Origin of the sequence: Citrobacter sp. Cb028, assembly GCF_030336705.1 — a bacterium.
GTDB lineage: Bacteria > Pseudomonadota > Gammaproteobacteria > Enterobacterales > Enterobacteriaceae > Citrobacter > Citrobacter braakii.
This window is the reverse complement of the sequence record NZ_JAOWCZ010000035.1, coordinates 161,379-178,238: the sequence shown is the minus strand read 5'-3', so window position 1 is coordinate 178,238 and position 16,860 is coordinate 161,379. Positions and strand designations below refer to the sequence as shown.

The window sequence follows — 16,860 nt, the reverse complement described above, 5'->3', positions numbered from 1 at the left end:
GGCGTTTTATTAACATTTATCAAATACACCGCATCGTTCGGGCTGTTTTAAGGCGCGACGTGTATTGTGTGAGGATGCACAAGTGACGGTAAAGCGTCCGGTCTCGGCCAGTCTGGCTAAAGCTTTTTTCTACATAGTGCTGTTGTCGATTCTCTCAACGGGTATTGCTCTGCTCACGCTGACCAGCAGCTTACGAGATGCCGAAGCCATCAACGTGGCTGGCTCATTGCGCATGCAAAGTTACCGTCTGGGTTACGATCTGCAAAGCCAAAGTCCACAGCTTAACGCTCACCGCCAGCTTTTCCAGCAGGCGCTAAATTCGCCAGCACTACAGAACCTGAACGCGTGGTACGTGCCTCAAGCGGTAAAAAGTCGCTATGGACGTCTACATGCAAACTGGCTGGAAATGAACGCCCGTCTGATCGATGGCGATTTAAATTGGTACCAGAGCAATATCAATAACTATGTCGATCAAATCGATCTCTTCGTGCTGGCGCTGCAACATTATGCCGAACGCAAAGTGATGCTGGTTTTTGGTATTTCACTGGCAGGCGGGATCGGCATTTTCACCCTCGTTTTCTTTACCTTGCGGCGTATTCGCCAGCAGGTGGTGCGTCCGCTGAATAAGCTGGTGGTGGCCAGCCAGCACATTGAACACGGTCAGTTTGACATCCCGTCGCTGGATACTGATTTGCCCAACGAACTCGGGTTGTTGGGCAAGACCTTCAGCCAGATGTCGAGTGAATTACACAAGCTGTACCGCTCGCTGGAAGCGTCTGTCGCTGAGAAGACCCACGATCTCCACGAAGCTAATCGTCGTCTGGAAGTGTTGTATCAGTGCTCTCAGGCGTTAAATACCAGTCAGATTGATGTGTACTGCTTCCGCCATATTTTACAGATCGTCCGCGAGCATGACGCCGCCTATTTCCTGGAACTCACCGTCGGAGATAACTGGCGAATTAGCGAAGGCGCAAAAAGCCCCGAGCTGCCGATGCAGATCCTGCCGGTCACCATGCAGGAAACCGTCTACGGTGAACTGCACTGGCAAAGCCCGAACGTCAATGCTTCTACCCCTCTGCTCAACAGCGTCTCCTCGATGCTGGGTCGCGGGTTGTACTTCAACCAGGCGCAAAAACATTTTCAGCAGCTGTTATTAATGGAGGAACGGGCGACGATTGCGCGCGAGCTGCACGACTCGCTGGCGCAAGTGCTCTCTTATTTACGCATTCAGCTCACGCTGCTGAAGCGTTCGATTCCCGAAGATAACGCCCCAGCGCAAAGCATTATGGCGGATTTCTCTCAGGCGCTGAACGATGCCTACCGCCAGCTACGCGAACTGCTCACCACCTTCCGCCTGACTTTACAGCAGGCCGATCTCCCCTCCGCCCTGCATGAAATGCTGGAAACGCTGCAAAATCAGACATCGGCTAAACTGACGCTTGATTGCCGGTTACCGACGCTGGCGCTGGACGCGCAAATGCAGGTGCATCTGCTGCAGATCGTCCGTGAAGCAGTGCTGAACGCGATTAAACATGCCAGCGCAACCGAAATTGCCGTCAGTTGCGTGACCGCGCCGGATGGTAATCACACGGTTTATATTCGCGATAACGGCATCGGCATTGGCGAGCCGCATGAGCCTTCGGGGCACTATGGGTTAAATATTATGCGCGAGCGGGCGGAAAGGCTGAGCGGCACGCTGACTTTCTCTCAACCCTCCGGAGGGGGAACGCTGGTGAGTATCAGTTTTCGTTCGGCAGAATCCGACGGAGAGCTAACGTAAAGAACCGCAAAGCGCCGTCGGTTCTCGATCCAGGCCTGACGGCGTTGGCACGAAAGGTATGCTGTAAACGGGCATGATAATTTACATTATCTTCTTTTTTTCTCCACGTTTGCCCCGTACCTTGCCGCTAAAGTGAAGCAATTCACACCCATAACGATACGCAGAAACACGAGGTCCCCTTTTAATGGCGAATTTTTTCATCGATCGCCCCATTTTTGCCTGGGTGTTAGCAATCCTGTTGTGCCTGACAGGAGCCCTGGCTATTTTTTCGCTGCCCGTTGAGCAATACCCCGATCTGGCACCGCCAAACGTGCGGGTAACCGCGAACTACCCTGGCGCGTCCGCACAAACCCTGGAAAATACCGTCACCCAGGTTATCGAGCAGAACATGACTGGTCTCGATAATCTGATGTACATGTCGTCGCAGAGCAGCGGGACAGGCCAGGCGTCAGTTACGCTGAGCTTCCTCGCGGGAACCGATCCTGATGAGGCCGTCCAGCAGGTGCAAAACCAGCTGCAATCGGCAATGCGTAAGCTGCCGCAGGCGGTACAGAATCAAGGGGTCACGGTGCGCAAGACCGGTGACACCAATATTCTGACCATCGCCTTCGTCTCCACCGATGGCTCAATGGATAAGCAGGACATCGCCGACTACGTCGCCAGTAATATCCAGGATCCGCTCAGTCGTATAAACGGCGTGGGCGATATTGACGCCTACGGTTCACAATATTCCATGCGTATCTGGCTCGACCCGGTCAAACTTAACAGCTTCCAGATGACCGCCAAAGATGTGACCGATGCTATCGAGTCACAGAATGCGCAGATTGCCGTCGGGCAACTTGGCGGCACGCCTTCGGTGGACAAACAAGCGCTGAATGCGACGATCAACGCCCAGTCGCTGCTGCAGACTCCGGATGAATTCCGCGCGATTACGCTACGCGTCAACCAGGACGGCTCAGAAGTTAAACTGGGTGATGTGGCGACGGTCGAAATGGGTGCGGAAAAGTACGACTATCTCAGCCGCTTCAACGGCCACCCGGCTTCCGGTCTGGGGGTAAAACTGGCCTCCGGTGCTAATGAAATGGCAACTGCGGAGCTGGTTATCGACCGCCTGAATGAGCTCTCTCAGTATTTTCCGCACGGGCTGGAATACAAGGTGGCGTATGAAACTACCTCCTTTGTCAAAGCCTCAATCATCGACGTGGTGAAAACACTGCTGGAAGCGATCGCGCTGGTATTCCTTGTGATGTACCTGTTCCTGCAAAACTTCCGCGCCACGCTGATTCCTACAATCGCCGTTCCCGTCGTCCTGATGGGTACTTTTTCCGTCCTCTACGCCTTTGGCTACAGCGTTAACACCCTGACGATGTTTGCGATGGTGCTGGCGATCGGCCTGCTGGTCGATGATGCCATTGTGGTGGTGGAAAACGTCGAGCGAATTATGAGTGAGGAAGGCCTCTCGCCGCGGGAAGCGACGCGGAAATCGATGGGGCAAATCCAGGGAGCGCTGGTCGGTATCGCCATGGTGCTATCGGCGGTGTTTATCCCGATGGCCTTCTTCGGCGGCACTACCGGGGCTATTTACCGCCAGTTCTCGATTACCATCGTCTCCGCAATGGTTCTTTCAGTTCTGGTGGCGATGATCCTCACCCCTGCCCTGTGCGCCACTCTGCTCAAACCGTTACATAAAGGCGAGCATCACGGGCAAACCGGTTTCTTTGGCTGGTTTAACCGGATGTTTAACCGCAACGCCGAACGCTACGAAAAAGGCGTCGCCAGGATCCTGCACCGCAGCCTGCGCTGGATACTGATTTACGGCCTGCTGCTCGGCGGTATGGTTTTCCTGTTCCTGCGCCTGCCAACCTCCTTCCTGCCGCTCGAAGACCGCGGCATGTTTACCACCTCGATACAGTTGCCCAGCGGCTCGACCCAGCAGCAAACATTGAAAGTAGTTGAGGAAGTGGAGAAGTATTACTTCACCCATGAGAAAGACAACATTACGTCGGTCTTTTCCACGGTCGGTTCCGGCCCTGGCGGGAACGGTCAAAACGTGGCGCGGATGTTTGTCCGCTTAAAAGACTGGGATGATCGCGACACCACCACCGGAACCTCTTTCGCCATCATCGAGCGCGCGACCAAAGCCTTTAATAAGATTAAGGAAGCCCGCGTCTTCGCCAGCAGCCCTCCGGCGATTAGCGGTCTCGGGAGCTCTGCCGGTTTCGATATGGAGCTGCAAGATCACGCCGGTGCGGGCCATGATGCGTTAATGGCCGCGCGCGACAAGCTGATTGAGCTGGCCGGGAAAGACGCGTCTCTGACACGTGTTCGTCATAATGGTCTGGACGACAGCCCGCAGTTGCAAATTGATATCGATCAGCGCAAAGCCCAGGCACTGGGCGTTTCCATTGATGACATCAACGACACCTTGCAAACGGCCTGGGGCTCCAGCTACGTCAATGACTTTATGGACCGGGGTCGCGTGAAGAAGGTTTACGTGCAGGCGGCGGCAAAATATCGCATGCTCCCGGACGACATCAATCTGTGGTACGTCCGCAATAATAGCGGCGGCATGGTGCCTTTCTCGGCCTTTGCCACGTCGCGCTGGGAAACGGGTTCACCGCGTCTGGAACGCTATAACGGCTACTCCGCCGTCGAGATTGTTGGCGAAGCCGCTCCCGGCATCAGTACTGGTACGGCGATGGACATTATGGAATCGCTGGTCCACCAGTTGCCGACCGGATTCGGCCTCGAATGGACCGCGATGTCTTACCAGGAACGGCTGTCGGGCTCTCAGGCGCCAGCTCTGTACGCCATTTCTTTGCTGGTGGTGTTCCTGTGTCTGGCGGCGTTGTACGAAAGCTGGTCGGTTCCCTTCTCCGTCATGCTGGTTGTACCGCTGGGGGTCATTGGCGCGCTGCTCGCTACCTGGATGCGCGGTCTGGAAAACGACGTGTACTTTCAGGTCGGGTTACTCACCGTGATCGGGCTTTCGGCGAAGAACGCAATATTGATTGTTGAATTCGCCAATGAGATGAACGAGAAAGGTCACGACTTGCTCGACGCCACGCTGCATGCCTGTCGCCAACGCTTACGCCCAATTCTGATGACGTCACTGGCGTTTATCTTTGGGGTGTTGCCGATGACCATCAGCAGTGGCGCAGGTTCCGGCGGTCAGCATGCGGTGGGGACTGGTGTAATGGGCGGGATGATTTCAGCCACTGTCCTGGCGATTTACTTCGTTCCTCTGTTCTTTGTGCTGGTACGCAGACGCTTCCCGTTGAAGCCACGCCCAGAATAATCGGACACAAAAAAGGCGACTTACGTTGAGTCGCCTTTTATTATCCTTTGCAGGATATGAATTTCTTCCAGAAAATTATTTACGAAGCATCACTTCGATAAAGTCTTTCCAGTTCCCCAGTTCACGTTCAATCATAACAACCTCTCTTATTATTATGGGCATTCTACGAAATCATCATCATAAAAAGAAGATCATTTAACCAATGGTTGCGATTACATCCTCCAGTGTTCGGGGGTATATGTAATCACTATGCGCTAACCCCATAAATTTTATGTGACTTACTGCAATATTTTGAAATATTCATACATCATCTACGACTTTGGCAATTCTGATGGAAAAACAGGCTGATGCAAACAGGCAAAATCTGATTTTCAGTTCCCCGTGAATTTTGGAACTTTCAGGAATCATTATTCACCATTCAACAACAATGTTATATTTTTCTATAACGGTTCGATGACAATATGTATTATTCATGTTTATAGAACACGAGAATAAATATTCAAATTACGTCAATAAGGATTCAAATGATCACCCTCTACGGCATTAAGAATTGCGATACGATTAAAAAAGCCAGACGCTGGCTGGAAGACAATGGGGTCGACTACCGCTTCCATGATTATCGCGTCGACGGCCTGGACAACGCGTTATTACACGCCTTTATCAGCGAATTAGGTTGGGAGGCGCTGCTCAATACACGTGGAACCACCTGGCGCAAACTGGATGAAGCCACACGTAACCAAATCACCGATGCGTCCTCTGCTGCTGCATTGATGATTGAAATGCCTGCAATTATCAAACGCCCATTGCTCTGCGCGCCGGGTAAGCCTATGCTGCTTGGCTTTAGTGAATCCAGTTATACGCAGTTTTTTAATGAGGTATAGTCTATGTCGTGCCCGGTTATTGAGCTGACACAGCAGCTTATTCGCCGTCCTTCCCTGAGCCCGGATGATGCCGGGTGCCAGGCGTTAATGATTGAACGCCTGCGCGCGGTAGGTTTTACCGTTGAGCGTATGGATTTTGGTGACACACAGAATTTTTGGGCATGGCGCGGCAAAGGTGAGACTCTGGCATTTGCCGGTCACACTGACATAGTGCCTGTCGGCGATGTCGATCGTTGGATTAATCCACCGTTCGAACCGACCATTCGCGATGGCATGTTGTTCGGGCGTGGCGCAGCCGATATGAAAGGCTCACTGGCGGCAATGGTCGTGGCCGCAGAACGTTTTGTCGCCCAGCATCCGAACCATCAGGGTCGTCTGGCGTTTTTGATAACCTCTGACGAAGAGGCCAGCGCCCAAAACGGCACCGTAAAAGTGGTTGAAGCACTTATGGCGCGCAATGAACGACTGGATTATTGTCTGGTTGGCGAGCCGTCCAGCACGGAAATCGTTGGCGACGTGGTGAAAAATGGGCGTCGTGGTTCACTGACCTGCAATCTGACCATTCACGGCGTGCAGGGCCACGTAGCCTACCCGCATCTGGCCGATAACCCGGTACACCGCGCAGCGCCAATGCTCAATGAACTGGTGGCGATTGAGTGGGATCAGGGCAACGAATTCTTCCCGGCGACCAGCATGCAGATTGCCAATATTCAGGCAGGAACCGGCAGCAACAATGTTATTCCCGGCGAACTGTTTATCCAGTTCAACTTCCGTTTCAGCACCGAATTAAACGATGAAATGATTAAGTCCCGGGTGCTGGAGCTGCTGGAGAAACATCAGCTGCGTTATACCGTCGACTGGTGGCTTTCCGGTCAGCCGTTCCTGACCGCACGCGGTAAACTGGTGGATGCGGTGGTGAACGCCATTGAGCACTATAATGAGATTAAACCGCAGTTACTGACTACAGGCGGGACGTCCGACGGGCGTTTTATTGCCCGCATGGGGGCACAGGTAGTAGAACTGGGGCCGGTCAACGCGACCATTCATAAAATTAATGAATGTGTTAATGCCGCCGACCTGCAGCTGCTTGCCCGTATGTATCAACGTATCATGGAGCAACTCGTCGCCTGATGAGTGTTCCTGTAAGAGGAAATGAGCATGGACTGGCTGGCAAAATACTGGTGGATTCTGGTGTTGGTGTTTCTGGTAGGCGTATTGCTGAACGTGATTAAAGATCTCAAGCGCGTCGACCACAAGAAATTTCTTGCCAATAAGCCGGAGCTTCCCCCGCATCGTGATTTTAACGATAAATGGGATGACGACGACGATTGGCCAAACAAGGATCAACCGAAGAAATAAGCCAACGTAGGCCGAATGGCGGTTTCACATCGCCATTCGGCCTGCGGGTTAAATCATCTCAATCACATCATCATCGTGAGGCTTACCGCCGCTCAGCGCTTCATCAAAGTAGTGCTTCGGTACGGTAAAACGCAAGTGGTCGAGCGCAAACTGCATACTGCGTTCATCAATAGCGTGCCCCAGATTTTCGACGATATCCAGCGTCACATCCCCACCGGCGCGAATTAACGCCTCCTGCGCGGCAACGGCATGAGATAACTCAATCACCCGGTCTTCACCGCCGTGAATCAAATGCACCGTCGTCGCGGTGGTTGCAACCTCCGGCAACGTGGCATAGCGACCATTAAAGGCGATGACCCGCGACGCCAGCCCAGGCTCGGCTTTAATACTCTCAAGCGACATAATCGAGCCCTGAGAAAAACCAATCAGCGCGGTCGCCTGAGGCGAAACGCCGCTTTGCTTCTGCCAGTAGCGAACGGTTTCGATAAAGACCGGCATAATCGCGTCAATACGCGCCTGGCGGTTCTCTTCCGTTATCCCCTGTACCGAAAACCACTGACGCCCGGAAGTCGTACCATAAGGCTCTGCCCCGCCAATGCTGACGATTAGCGCATCCGGAAACAGCGGCGCAAACCAGGAGCCAATTTCGCCCATGGCAACCGGGTTATCGCCGACGCCATGAAACAGCAACAAGAGCTGTTGAGCGGGTTTATCGGGACTTTGAACAACAAAATGGTCATGTTTCATGGCGATCTCCTTAACTGATGAGAATCATTCTACGCCGCTTAACCGCAATGACCATGCCAGGAAATTGAAGAAGTTAGTGAAAAAATTGCCATTGCATAATGCGATTATGTAGCCGTTGTTCACGCTCAGCATCCAGCTGTTTTAAGGCCTGCGCCGCCTCGGCGCGCTGAACTGCCAACAGCGCTTTGCGACCCGATATTTTCAGCTGTTGGCACAATTCAGCATCGCTGCGTTGAGCCTGTATACGCCCGCGTAATGCCGGAAGAGGCAACTCGCTGTGCTCAAGCAAACGACTCAGACAACCTAATGATGTAAGTAATGGTCGATGCGCGAAGGCAAACCCAGCCAGCTCACCCCAGTCATCCTCATTAAGCGTAGTCTCTTTCAGTGGTACCAGCGGAATGCGCTCTGCGTTCCACTGAGCAAGAATCTCCGCATCCCGTCGCAGGCGCTGGTGCGCCCGCCAGGCAAGGCGTTTTCCTGCTTCGCTGATGGGCAGCACCGCCATAGCGGTATAACAGCCGCTGCTGGCTTCCCGATGATTACCCATCCGTACCAGGACAAAACCGCAGCGCTGCCAGAAACGCCATAATTCAGCCGTATAACCAAAGCTGACGGACAGATAGTCGCACTGCGTGCAATAGTGCCGGGCCTGCAGAATCAGCTGTTGCCCAATACCTTCCCTTTGACGCGCGGGATGAACCGCAATTCGACTGACCCGCCGCCCGACGAGCGTCGCCGCCAATGGGTCTCCGCCGTGCGCCGCCAGTGACTGCGCAACCAGATTTCCTCTTGGTCGGCGATATCCGGCCCAGACGGCCTGGCTTAATTCTGCGGATAATCCCCCCTCGTCGACCAGCCAGACGGCGCCCGCCACCGAGTCAGCAGCCGAAGCCTGAAGAAAATGCTGACCCGGCGCGTCCATCATTCGCCGCAGATCCAGTGGCGAGGTGCGATAATGCGCACCGGAAAGTAGCTGATATACCGCTAACGGCAGCGCCGGGTTTGTCTGCCATGAGAGTTGATCAAATGCCGAGAAGTTAAGCTCCCCCAAGGGGGCATGCGCAAAGGTTTCGTCGTCAAACACCAGCGCATCGCTGACGATTTTCTCCAGCGGACATCTCTGCGCCCAGCGTACGGGTTGTTGCAACTCATAGCGTCGAAGATGAGGAAAGCGGGCGCAGAATTTCAGCAAAAAGCCTCTGCCGGTTCCCTCGTAGCCCTGTACGGTGGTGGTTAACAGCGTACGAGGGAAACGCGCAACCAGTTGGTGCAGCAGCGGCGCGGGGATCGCGGCGGCTTCATCCACAACCAGCCAGTCTGCGGTTGCAGAACTGCTTAACAGCGCATCGGGGGCCATAAAGCAGTATCGCTCTGCGGCAAATTGCGCCAGCACATCCGTTGCCGCTTTAGCAGGCGCGGCGACAATCGCGGTCCCGTTGATACGTGCTATCAATTGCCCTGCCAGAGCCGATTTACCCCGGCCACGTGCAGCTATGACCACAGCCACGCCGGGAGGCATATCCAGCAACTGGGTTAAAATCATCGCCTGTTCAGGCTGAGGATCACCGGTTGCCGCGTGCCAGACTGCACGAACAGGAAAACGCGGGCTGGAAACTGCGTGATGCTGCTGCCAGTGCAGCGCCTGTCCGTCACGGGAAATCACCCGTTTGACATGTTCAACAAAGTGCGGCGTTGGGATAGGTTCAGCACAGTCGCTCCAGCGCAGTGAATCCACGTCCGGATGCGTGTGCCAGGTATGCCAGGGGGGAGTCAGCAAAACCAGCCAGCTCCCGGCGATCAGCGTTCCGCTTAAGGCGGCAAATGCCGCAGCGTCAAATCCCTGCCCGGCGTCAAAAACCGCATGACGAAACTCGCGGCCTAATAACGTTTGCAGCACCTGTGGCGTACAGTTCGGCTCAGCAGGGGCTTGTGCGCCCACCCATAACCAGTCGCCGGGTAACGTGTCGCGTAGCGCTAAAGCCCGCTCCTGACACCAGTTCCCCTCACCACTGATAATCAGCAGACGACGGATCCCTTCGCGGGCCATCTGTTCGGTTAACGCGCTCAGCGCCGTATTATCAGACATCCCTGCCTCAGTAGCTTAAATGCCTTTACCAAAAGTATTACATTGTCCCGGATCGCCGCTGTCAAAACCGCGTTTGAACCAGCTAAGCCGCTGCTCAGAAGTGCCGTGGGTAAAGCTGTCCGGCACAACGCGTCCTTGTCCCTGCTGCTGCAGGCGATCGTCGCCAATAGCCTGAGCGGCGTTCAGCGCTTCAGCCAGGTCGCCGGACTCCAGCACGCCCTGCTGCTGCATACTGTTGCCCCAGACGCCGGCAAAGCAGTCCGCCTGCAGTTCCATACGTACGGAAAGACGGTTCACCTCAGCCTGTGAGGCATTCTGCTGCATCTGGCGAACTTTCGGTTCAATACCCAGCAGTTTCTGCACGTGGTGGCCCACTTCATGGGCGATAACATAGCCCTGAGCAAAATCACCATCGGCGCCCAGCTTGTTTTTCATGTCATCATAAAATGAGAGGTCGATATACACCGTACCATCCGCCGGGCAGTAAAACGGCCCCATCACCGACTGACCTGCGCCACAGCCGGTACGCGTCGCTCCGCGATACATTACCAGTTTCGGCTGTTGGTAGGTCCGGCCCATTTTTTCAAACTGCTGCCCCCAGGTATCTTCCGTGGTGGCCAGAATCACCGAGGTAAATTTTGCTGCTTCATCATCATTTGGGCTGATGGAGTGTGATGATTGCTGTTGGGAAACTGGCTGGCCGGTCATTAATCCGGTGAGATCCACGCCATAATATCCCGCCACCAGCACCACAATCAGCAGGATGATGCCGCCTTTACCACTGGGCAAACGAAAACCAGGGCCGCCTATAGAAGGGCCGCCACCGGAGCTATTTCGTCTGTCTTCCACATTGTCACTTTCACGACGCCCTTGCCAGCGCATAATCACCTCAACTTTTTATTCATTATGATGATGATCGTAGGCGGTTCGGAACAGGATTACCATAAGAAACAGTAATCAAAATCGGCGGGATTGATGAGCCGGAGAGCGATCGCCGGCTCAGGGGAGGGTTAGTCTAACTTCACACCCAGACGATGCGCGACGGCTTCATAGGCTTCGATCAGGCCGCCCAGGCTCTGGCGGAAGCGATCTTTGTCCATTTTATCCAGCGTTTCTTTGTCCCACAGACGGCTACCGTCCGGTGAGAACTCATCGCCCAGGACCACTTCACCTTTATACAAACCAAACTCAAGTTTGAAGTCGACCAGAATCAGACCGGCATCATCAAACATCTTTTTCAGCACGTCGTTGGCTTTGTAGGTCAGCTCTTTCATACGCGCCAGATTCTCTTTGCTCACCCAACCAAAAGTTTCGCAATAGGAATCGTTAATCATTGGATCGTGCATAGCATCGTTTTTCAGGAACAGATCAAACAGCGGCGGATTCAGTTCAATACCTTCCTCAACGCCTAAACGCTTAACCAGGGAGCCTGCTGCGCGGTTACGAACCACACATTCAACCGGTACCATCTCCAGTTTTTTCACCAGACATTCAGTATCGGAAAGCAGTCGCTCCATCTGGGTAGGAATGCCCGCTTCTTGCAGTTTAGTCATAATGAAATGGTTGAACTTGTTGTTCACCATGCCTTTACGGTCAAACTGTTCAATGCGCGCGCCATCCCCTGCTGACGTATCATTGCGGAATTCGAGCACCAACAGGTCCGGGTTTTCCGTGCTGTATACGGTCTTCGCTTTACCACGATACAACTCAGCTTGCTTTTGCATCTTTATTACTCCTGGGTGTGAATTAACGATAAATATTGCGTTTTTCTGCCGACGCACACGTTTGCGTATCATATCAGAAATAAAGGGCTGGAGTTATCCAGCCCTTTATTTTTACTTACTGAACGCTGCCTGGAAGACGGCGACCAGCGCGTCGTTCTGGCTTTGCGTCAGGGTATGCCCCTTCGGATCGATAAACTGCAAGCTACTGCGGTTGTCTAAATCACCGACCTGCAGTTTATAGTCGCCGGATACCAGACCCGGATCGCTTGCGCCCAGCTCCTGCCAGTTGCTATCAGACAGTGGTTTGTAGGTCACGGCGATGCTGCCCTGAGAACGGGTGCTGTCGGTCACTTTCATCCCCACTTTCTCAAGCGCTGCCGGCAGACGTTGCCATACCACGTTGAACGGTCCACGTACCACCAGCATCGGTAAACCGGTGTCATCGGCAGCACTCTGAACATCCATGGTGGCGGCAGAGCGGTTCTGCGCGGCATTCGCGGCGTCAGTGGCGTTCTTATCCAGACCTGCGGAGATAACGTTCATCATCTCAGCGCTGTAACGCTGCATTGATGCTGGATCAGCTACGGGTTTACCCGCCTGCTCGAGGTTAATCAGTTTCACCGTTACCGCTTGCTGATAGCCCTGCGGTTTAACCGAGATTTGATAACGTCCACGGTACTGCTCGTCTTCATCCAGACGGTTCCAGTTAACCCAGTCGGTGGTCAACGTCTGGCTGGCATCATCACGTTTGGTGATCGTGTAGTTTTTAGACTGAATGACGCTAACGACCTGTGGCCACAGCGTGTTGCCACGACCATTTTCCACCAGCAATGTCGACGTATCACCCGCGATCTGAGTGCGAGCACCAGTGACTAGTGCTAACGGCTGAGCCGGCGGGCGAATGTCCAGCGCTTTACCAACGGCACCGCTGCCGTTGGTGACCGGGATATTATAGTCACCCGACATAACCGGCAGAATCATCCCAGCTGGAGCGTGAAGCTCAGCAAGCGGTGCGGCCTCCAGATAGGATTCATCACCGCTCACCTGGCGCTTATAACGCGAGTCAGAACTACAGGCCGCGAGCAACATAACAAGCGAAACACCCGCAACCTTGGCCAGGCGCGACTTTTGTACTGAGTAAGCCATCAAATCTCCCTAAACTTTACAGCAAACCGGCATGCTTAAGCGCCGCTTTGACGATTTCACGAGCATTATCCGTGATTGGCGTCATCGGCAGACGTAGCGTATCGGTCGCCACAAGTCCCAACTCCTTACACGCCCATTTCACTGGGATAGGATTGGGTTCGACAAATAGTTTGTTGTGTAACGGCATCAGACGCTGGTTAATCACCCGCGCCTCGGCAAAGTTCCCGGCTGCCGCCAGTTTGCACATTTCGGCCATATCGCGTGCCGCAACGTTAGACGTCACGGAAATCACACCATGACCACCGAGCTGCATAAAATCCAGTCCGGTCGCGTCATCACCGCTGAGCAGAATAAAGTCGTCTGAAACCAGCTCTTTGATCTGGTGAACGCGACTTAAGTTCCCCGTGGCCTCTTTAATAGCGATAATATTTTTTACTTTCGCCAGGCGACCAACGGTTTCCGGCAACATATCGCAGCCGGTACGGGACGGTACATTATACAGAATTTGCGGCAGGTCAGTATGTTCAGCGATGGCTTTGAAATGCTGGAACAAACCTTCCTGGGTTGGGCGGTTGTAGTAAGGCGTCACCGTCAGGCAGCCGACAACACCACTGTCGTTGAAACGCTGCGTCAGACTAATGGCTTCCGCGGTCGCATTAGCGCCGGTTCCGGCAATCACCGGAATACGCCCGTCGGCCAGCTCCAGGGTCATCATCACCACATCGCCATGTTCATCATGACTCAGGGTGGCAGACTCACCGGTGGTGCCAACCGAAACGATCGCCGAGGTGCCGCTGGCGACATGATAATCAATCAGTTTTTTCAGGCTCGACCGGCAGACTTTACCTTTCTCATCCATCGGCGTAACAAGCGCGACAATACTTCCCGTGAACATGGGCCATCCTCTGTGCAAACAAGTGTCTCAATGGTACGTTTGGTACGACAATAAAAGCAAGCGACCAGAGCCGTTCTGATTGTTGTATGCATGTTTTTTTTATGCTTTCCTTATGATTACCTCACCGCTCAAAGGAAGAACAGGTTTGACATCGTCATCGCAACACTATCTGGTCATTACTGCGCTGGGTGCTGACCGCCCGGGAATTGTGAACACCATCACACGTCATGTCAGCAGTTGCGGCTGTAATATCGAAGACAGCCGACTGGCCATGCTGGGTGACGAGTTCACGTTTATCATGTTGCTGTCGGGCACCTGGAATGCCATTACCCTAATTGAATCAACCTTGCCGTTGAAAGGTGCAGAGCTGGATTTACTGATTGTGATGAAGCGCACGACCGCACGCCCCCGTCCGGCGATGCCCGCTACGGTATGGGTGCAGGTCGATGTTCCTGATTCTCCGCATTTGATTGAACGCTTTACCGCCCTGTTTGACAGCCACCAAATGAATATTGCGGAACTGGTTTCACGCACGCAACCGGCTGAGAACGAAAAGTCGGCACAGCTGTTTATTCAAATTACCGCACATAGTCCTGCGTCACATGATTCGGCAAATATTGAAGATGCGTTTAAAGCACTCTGTACAGAACTCAATGCGCAAGGCAGTATTAACGTCGTCAATTACTCACAGCATGATGAACAGGATGGAGTTAAGTAATGAACCCACTGAAAGCCGGTGATATCGCACCGAAATTTAGCTTGCCGGATCAAGACGGAGAACAAGTAAATTTAACCGACTTCCAGGGACAGCGTGTTCTGGTTTATTTTTACCCGAAAGCCATGACACCCGGCTGTACCGTACAGGCCTGCGGCCTACGCGATAACATGGATGAGTTAAAAAAAGCAGGTGTTGAAGTGCTGGGAATCAGCACCGATAAACCAGAGAAGCTTTCCCGATTCGCGGAGAAAGAAGTCCTTAACTTCACGCTCCTGTCCGACGAAGATCACCAGGTTTGCGAGCAGTTCGGCGTCTGGGGTGAGAAGTCATTTATGGGCAAAACCTATGATGGCATCCACCGCATCAGCTTCCTGATTGATGCTGAAGGGAAAATTGAGCATGTGTTTGATGACTTCAAAACCAGCAACCACCACGACGTGGTAATGAACTGGCTGAAAGAGAACGCCTGATTTACATTTTGCCGGATAGCGCCTGATGGTGACGCCACGCGTCTTATCAGGCCACCATCCGCATAACTCCGTAGCCGGATAAGGCGTTTACGCCGCCATCCGGCATCAACGTCGTTTATTCAAACGTCCCTTTTACACAGGCTTTTTTCTCTCTGACGACGGCTTTGCCCTTCGCCCACAGGTGATGAACTTCAAGCGCATCATTGAGCACCAGAATGTCGGCATCGCATCCCACCGCCAGACGTCCTTTATGTTCCAGTCCCAAAAATTCTGCGACCGTTCGCGTCAGCGGACACAGCGCCAGTTCCAGCGGTATGGCATGAACCTTCACCAACTGGCGCACTGTTTCAGCCAGTGATTCAAACCCTGCGACACCGATGCCGGTAAGATTACCGTAGTCATCAAATTCCGGCTGGCTACCGTTGCCATCCGAACTCAAGGTAATACGCGACAGCGGCACGTTCTGGCGTAGCGCTGTGGCGATAGCCGTAGCCGGGTCGACGGGTTCATCAATGCTGCTGGTAATGTCGATATAACCGCCTTTGCGGGCATACTCCAGCGCCGACTGAAACAACGGTTCCGCACGATTGACGTGTGTGGGCAGCAGCTTGGTAATCGGTACATCGCAGCTGTCGAGGATCTGATACAACGGCTCCAGCATGCGCGGGCTGTCGCCCATATGGAAGACGCTAATCCCCGGCTTGCGCCCTAACAATCCGCCAACGCGCGACTGCGCCGCCATGTTTGCCAGCGCCGAGGTGTCCGGGGCTGAAGAACGATGGTCCGAAACAGCACATTTCACGCCAATGATTTTATCGATCAGCGCCACATCGCGATCGATACTGCCGGTGATGGTCGGGGAAGGCAGAGAATACGCCCCGGTCAGCATCCATGCGCTGATGCCTTCAAATTCCAGCGCGCGGGTTTTCGCCAGCAGCGATTCAGGGTGACGGGTAATACCATCTGTCCCCAGCAATCCCACCACCGAGGTGACGCCAGCTTCAACCAGCCGCGACAAGCGCACTTCCGGCGTGCGGGTGTGCGGCCCCGCTTCTCCGCCGCCGCCAATCAGATGGACGTGTTGATCGATAAATCCTGGGCACACAATCGCACCGTTAAGATTGATACACTCGCAGCCAGGAAAATCGTCAGGGGAAATCGACGGCGCGATGGCAACAATTTTGCTGTCAGACACCAGTATATCCTGGCGTCCTAAATCTTCCGGCGCGTACACGTGTCCCTGCAGGAACAACGTCAAATTAAGAATGGAACAGTTCATAACCTTCCTTGTCAGGCAATAACCTGCATAACCCAAATAGAGAGCAGCGCATTAATTACGCATACCGCAATAATAAGCGGGTAATAACGGGGATGGACTCCCGCGGTACCCAGACAGCGTCCCACATTTTGCACCGGATTGCCCATCAGGTAGATAGCCGGTAACAGCACCGTAGCATCATGTCCCGAAAGCGTACCGGCGACAACCAGGCTGGCGCAAACACCGACGCCGCCTCCCATACTCATCACCGCCGCCAGCAGTACGGTAGCAGATTCCCCCGGCAGTCCCCACAGCGCCATTACCGGCTCACATACCCGCCCGACAATCTCGAGCAGTCCCGTCACCTTCAGCGCCTGAATAATCACAAACGCCATTACCACGTTAGGCAACAGGCTGGTTGTTGCAATAGTGAATCCGCGCCGTGCGCCATCGATAAACATATCCATGACGTTTTTACGTACTTGCGTTGTCATC

Annotated in this window: 16 protein-coding genes; 7 read left to right on the top strand and 9 right to left on the bottom strand. The window is 53.8% G+C overall.

What is annotated here, in order from left to right; genetic code table 11:
• Nucleotides 1-82 precede the first annotated feature (82 nt).
• Nucleotides 83-1,780, top strand: coding sequence for a nitrate/nitrite two-component system sensor histidine kinase NarQ (narQ, locus tag OGV75_RS19690; RefSeq protein WP_016157109.1), 1,698 nt, complete (start codon nt 83-85; stop codon nt 1,778-1,780).
• A 184-nt stretch (nt 1,781-1,964) separates the two neighbouring features.
• Nucleotides 1,965-5,078, top strand: coding sequence for a multidrug efflux RND transporter permease AcrD (acrD, locus tag OGV75_RS19685; RefSeq protein ID WP_213239483.1), 3,114 nt, complete (start codon nt 1,965-1,967; stop codon nt 5,076-5,078).
• A gap of 75 nt (nt 5,079-5,153) precedes the next feature.
• Here acrD and ypfM read toward each other — a convergent pair whose 3' ends face one another.
• On the bottom strand, nt 5,154-5,213 hold the full coding sequence (ypfM, locus tag OGV75_RS19680; RefSeq protein WP_001386977.1) for a protein YpfM: 60 nt from the start codon (nt 5,211-5,213) through the stop codon (nt 5,154-5,156).
• A 389-nt stretch (nt 5,214-5,602) separates the two neighbouring features.
• On the opposite strand from ypfM, the gene OGV75_RS19675 reads away from it, so the two are divergent.
• From OGV75_RS19675 to OGV75_RS19665, 3 genes are read left to right on the top strand one after another with little or no spacing between them, the layout of a single operon-like run.
• Complete coding sequence (locus tag OGV75_RS19675; RefSeq protein ID WP_016153966.1) at nt 5,603-5,959, top strand: ArsC family reductase; 357 nt, start codon at nt 5,603-5,605, stop codon at nt 5,957-5,959.
• Nucleotides 5,960-5,962: 3 nt separating this feature from the next.
• The gene (dapE, locus tag OGV75_RS19670; protein WP_286481087.1) at nt 5,963-7,090 is read left to right on the top strand and encodes a succinyl-diaminopimelate desuccinylase; all 1,128 of its coding nucleotides are present in this window, start codon (nt 5,963-5,965) and stop codon (nt 7,088-7,090) included.
• Nucleotides 7,091-7,117: 27 nt separating this feature from the next.
• Nucleotides 7,118-7,318 carry a YpfN family protein gene (locus OGV75_RS19665; RefSeq protein ID WP_003835080.1) on the top strand — a complete coding sequence of 67 codons (201 nt, stop codon included), beginning with the start codon at nt 7,118-7,120 and terminating at the stop codon, nt 7,316-7,318.
• Nucleotides 7,319-7,366: 48 nt separating this feature from the next.
• On the opposite strand, the gene ypfH is transcribed toward OGV75_RS19665, so the two are convergent.
• The 6 genes from ypfH to dapA form a co-directional block, all read right to left on the bottom strand.
• Complete coding sequence (gene ypfH, locus OGV75_RS19660; RefSeq protein ID WP_016157110.1) at nt 7,367-8,065, bottom strand: esterase; 699 nt, start codon at nt 8,063-8,065, stop codon at nt 7,367-7,369.
• 73 nt (nt 8,066-8,138) lie between these two features.
• Nucleotides 8,139-10,154 (bottom strand): tRNA(Met) cytidine acetyltransferase TmcA, encoded by a 2,016-nt coding sequence (locus tag OGV75_RS19655; protein ID WP_286481086.1) that lies wholly within the window; start codon nt 10,152-10,154, stop codon nt 8,139-8,141.
• 15 nt (nt 10,155-10,169) lie between these two features.
• Nucleotides 10,170-11,036 carry a KPN_02809 family neutral zinc metallopeptidase gene (gene ypfJ, locus OGV75_RS19650; protein ID WP_016153970.1) on the bottom strand — a complete coding sequence of 289 codons (867 nt, stop codon included), beginning with the start codon at nt 11,034-11,036 and terminating at the stop codon, nt 10,170-10,172.
• A gap of 128 nt (nt 11,037-11,164) precedes the next feature.
• Nucleotides 11,165-11,878 (bottom strand): phosphoribosylaminoimidazolesuccinocarboxamide synthase, encoded by a 714-nt coding sequence (purC, locus tag OGV75_RS19645; RefSeq protein WP_003835086.1) that lies wholly within the window; start codon nt 11,876-11,878, stop codon nt 11,165-11,167.
• A gap of 111 nt (nt 11,879-11,989) precedes the next feature.
• On the bottom strand, nt 11,990-13,024 hold the full coding sequence (bamC, locus tag OGV75_RS19640) for an outer membrane protein assembly factor BamC (RefSeq protein ID WP_016153971.1): 1,035 nt from the start codon (nt 13,022-13,024) through the stop codon (nt 11,990-11,992).
• A 16-nt stretch (nt 13,025-13,040) separates the two neighbouring features.
• Entirely contained in the window at nt 13,041-13,919 is an 879-nt protein-coding gene (gene dapA / locus OGV75_RS19635) for a 4-hydroxy-tetrahydrodipicolinate synthase (protein ID WP_016153972.1), read from the bottom strand.
• A gap of 145 nt (nt 13,920-14,064) precedes the next feature.
• On the opposite strand from dapA, the gene OGV75_RS19630 reads away from it, so the two are divergent.
• Nucleotides 14,065-14,637, top strand: a complete 573-nt coding sequence (locus OGV75_RS19630) for a glycine cleavage system transcriptional repressor (protein WP_279273476.1) — start codon at nt 14,065-14,067, stop codon at nt 14,635-14,637.
• On the top strand, nt 14,637-15,107 hold the full coding sequence (gene bcp / locus OGV75_RS19625; RefSeq protein WP_003835095.1) for a thioredoxin-dependent thiol peroxidase: 471 nt from the start codon (nt 14,637-14,639) through the stop codon (nt 15,105-15,107). Before OGV75_RS19630 ends, bcp begins: the two co-directional genes overlap by 1 nt.
• 115 nt (nt 15,108-15,222) lie before the next feature.
• Here bcp and iadA read toward each other — a convergent pair whose 3' ends face one another.
• Both iadA and OGV75_RS19615 read right to left on the bottom strand, forming a co-directional pair.
• Nucleotides 15,223-16,386 (bottom strand): beta-aspartyl-peptidase, encoded by a 1,164-nt coding sequence (iadA, locus tag OGV75_RS19620; RefSeq protein WP_286481085.1) that lies wholly within the window; start codon nt 16,384-16,386, stop codon nt 15,223-15,225.
• An 11-nt stretch (nt 16,387-16,397) separates the two neighbouring features.
• Entirely contained in the window at nt 16,398-16,859 is a 462-nt protein-coding gene (locus tag OGV75_RS19615; RefSeq protein ID WP_003037948.1) for a YjiG family protein, read from the bottom strand.
• Between the last annotated feature and the right edge of the window lies 1 nt (nt 16,860).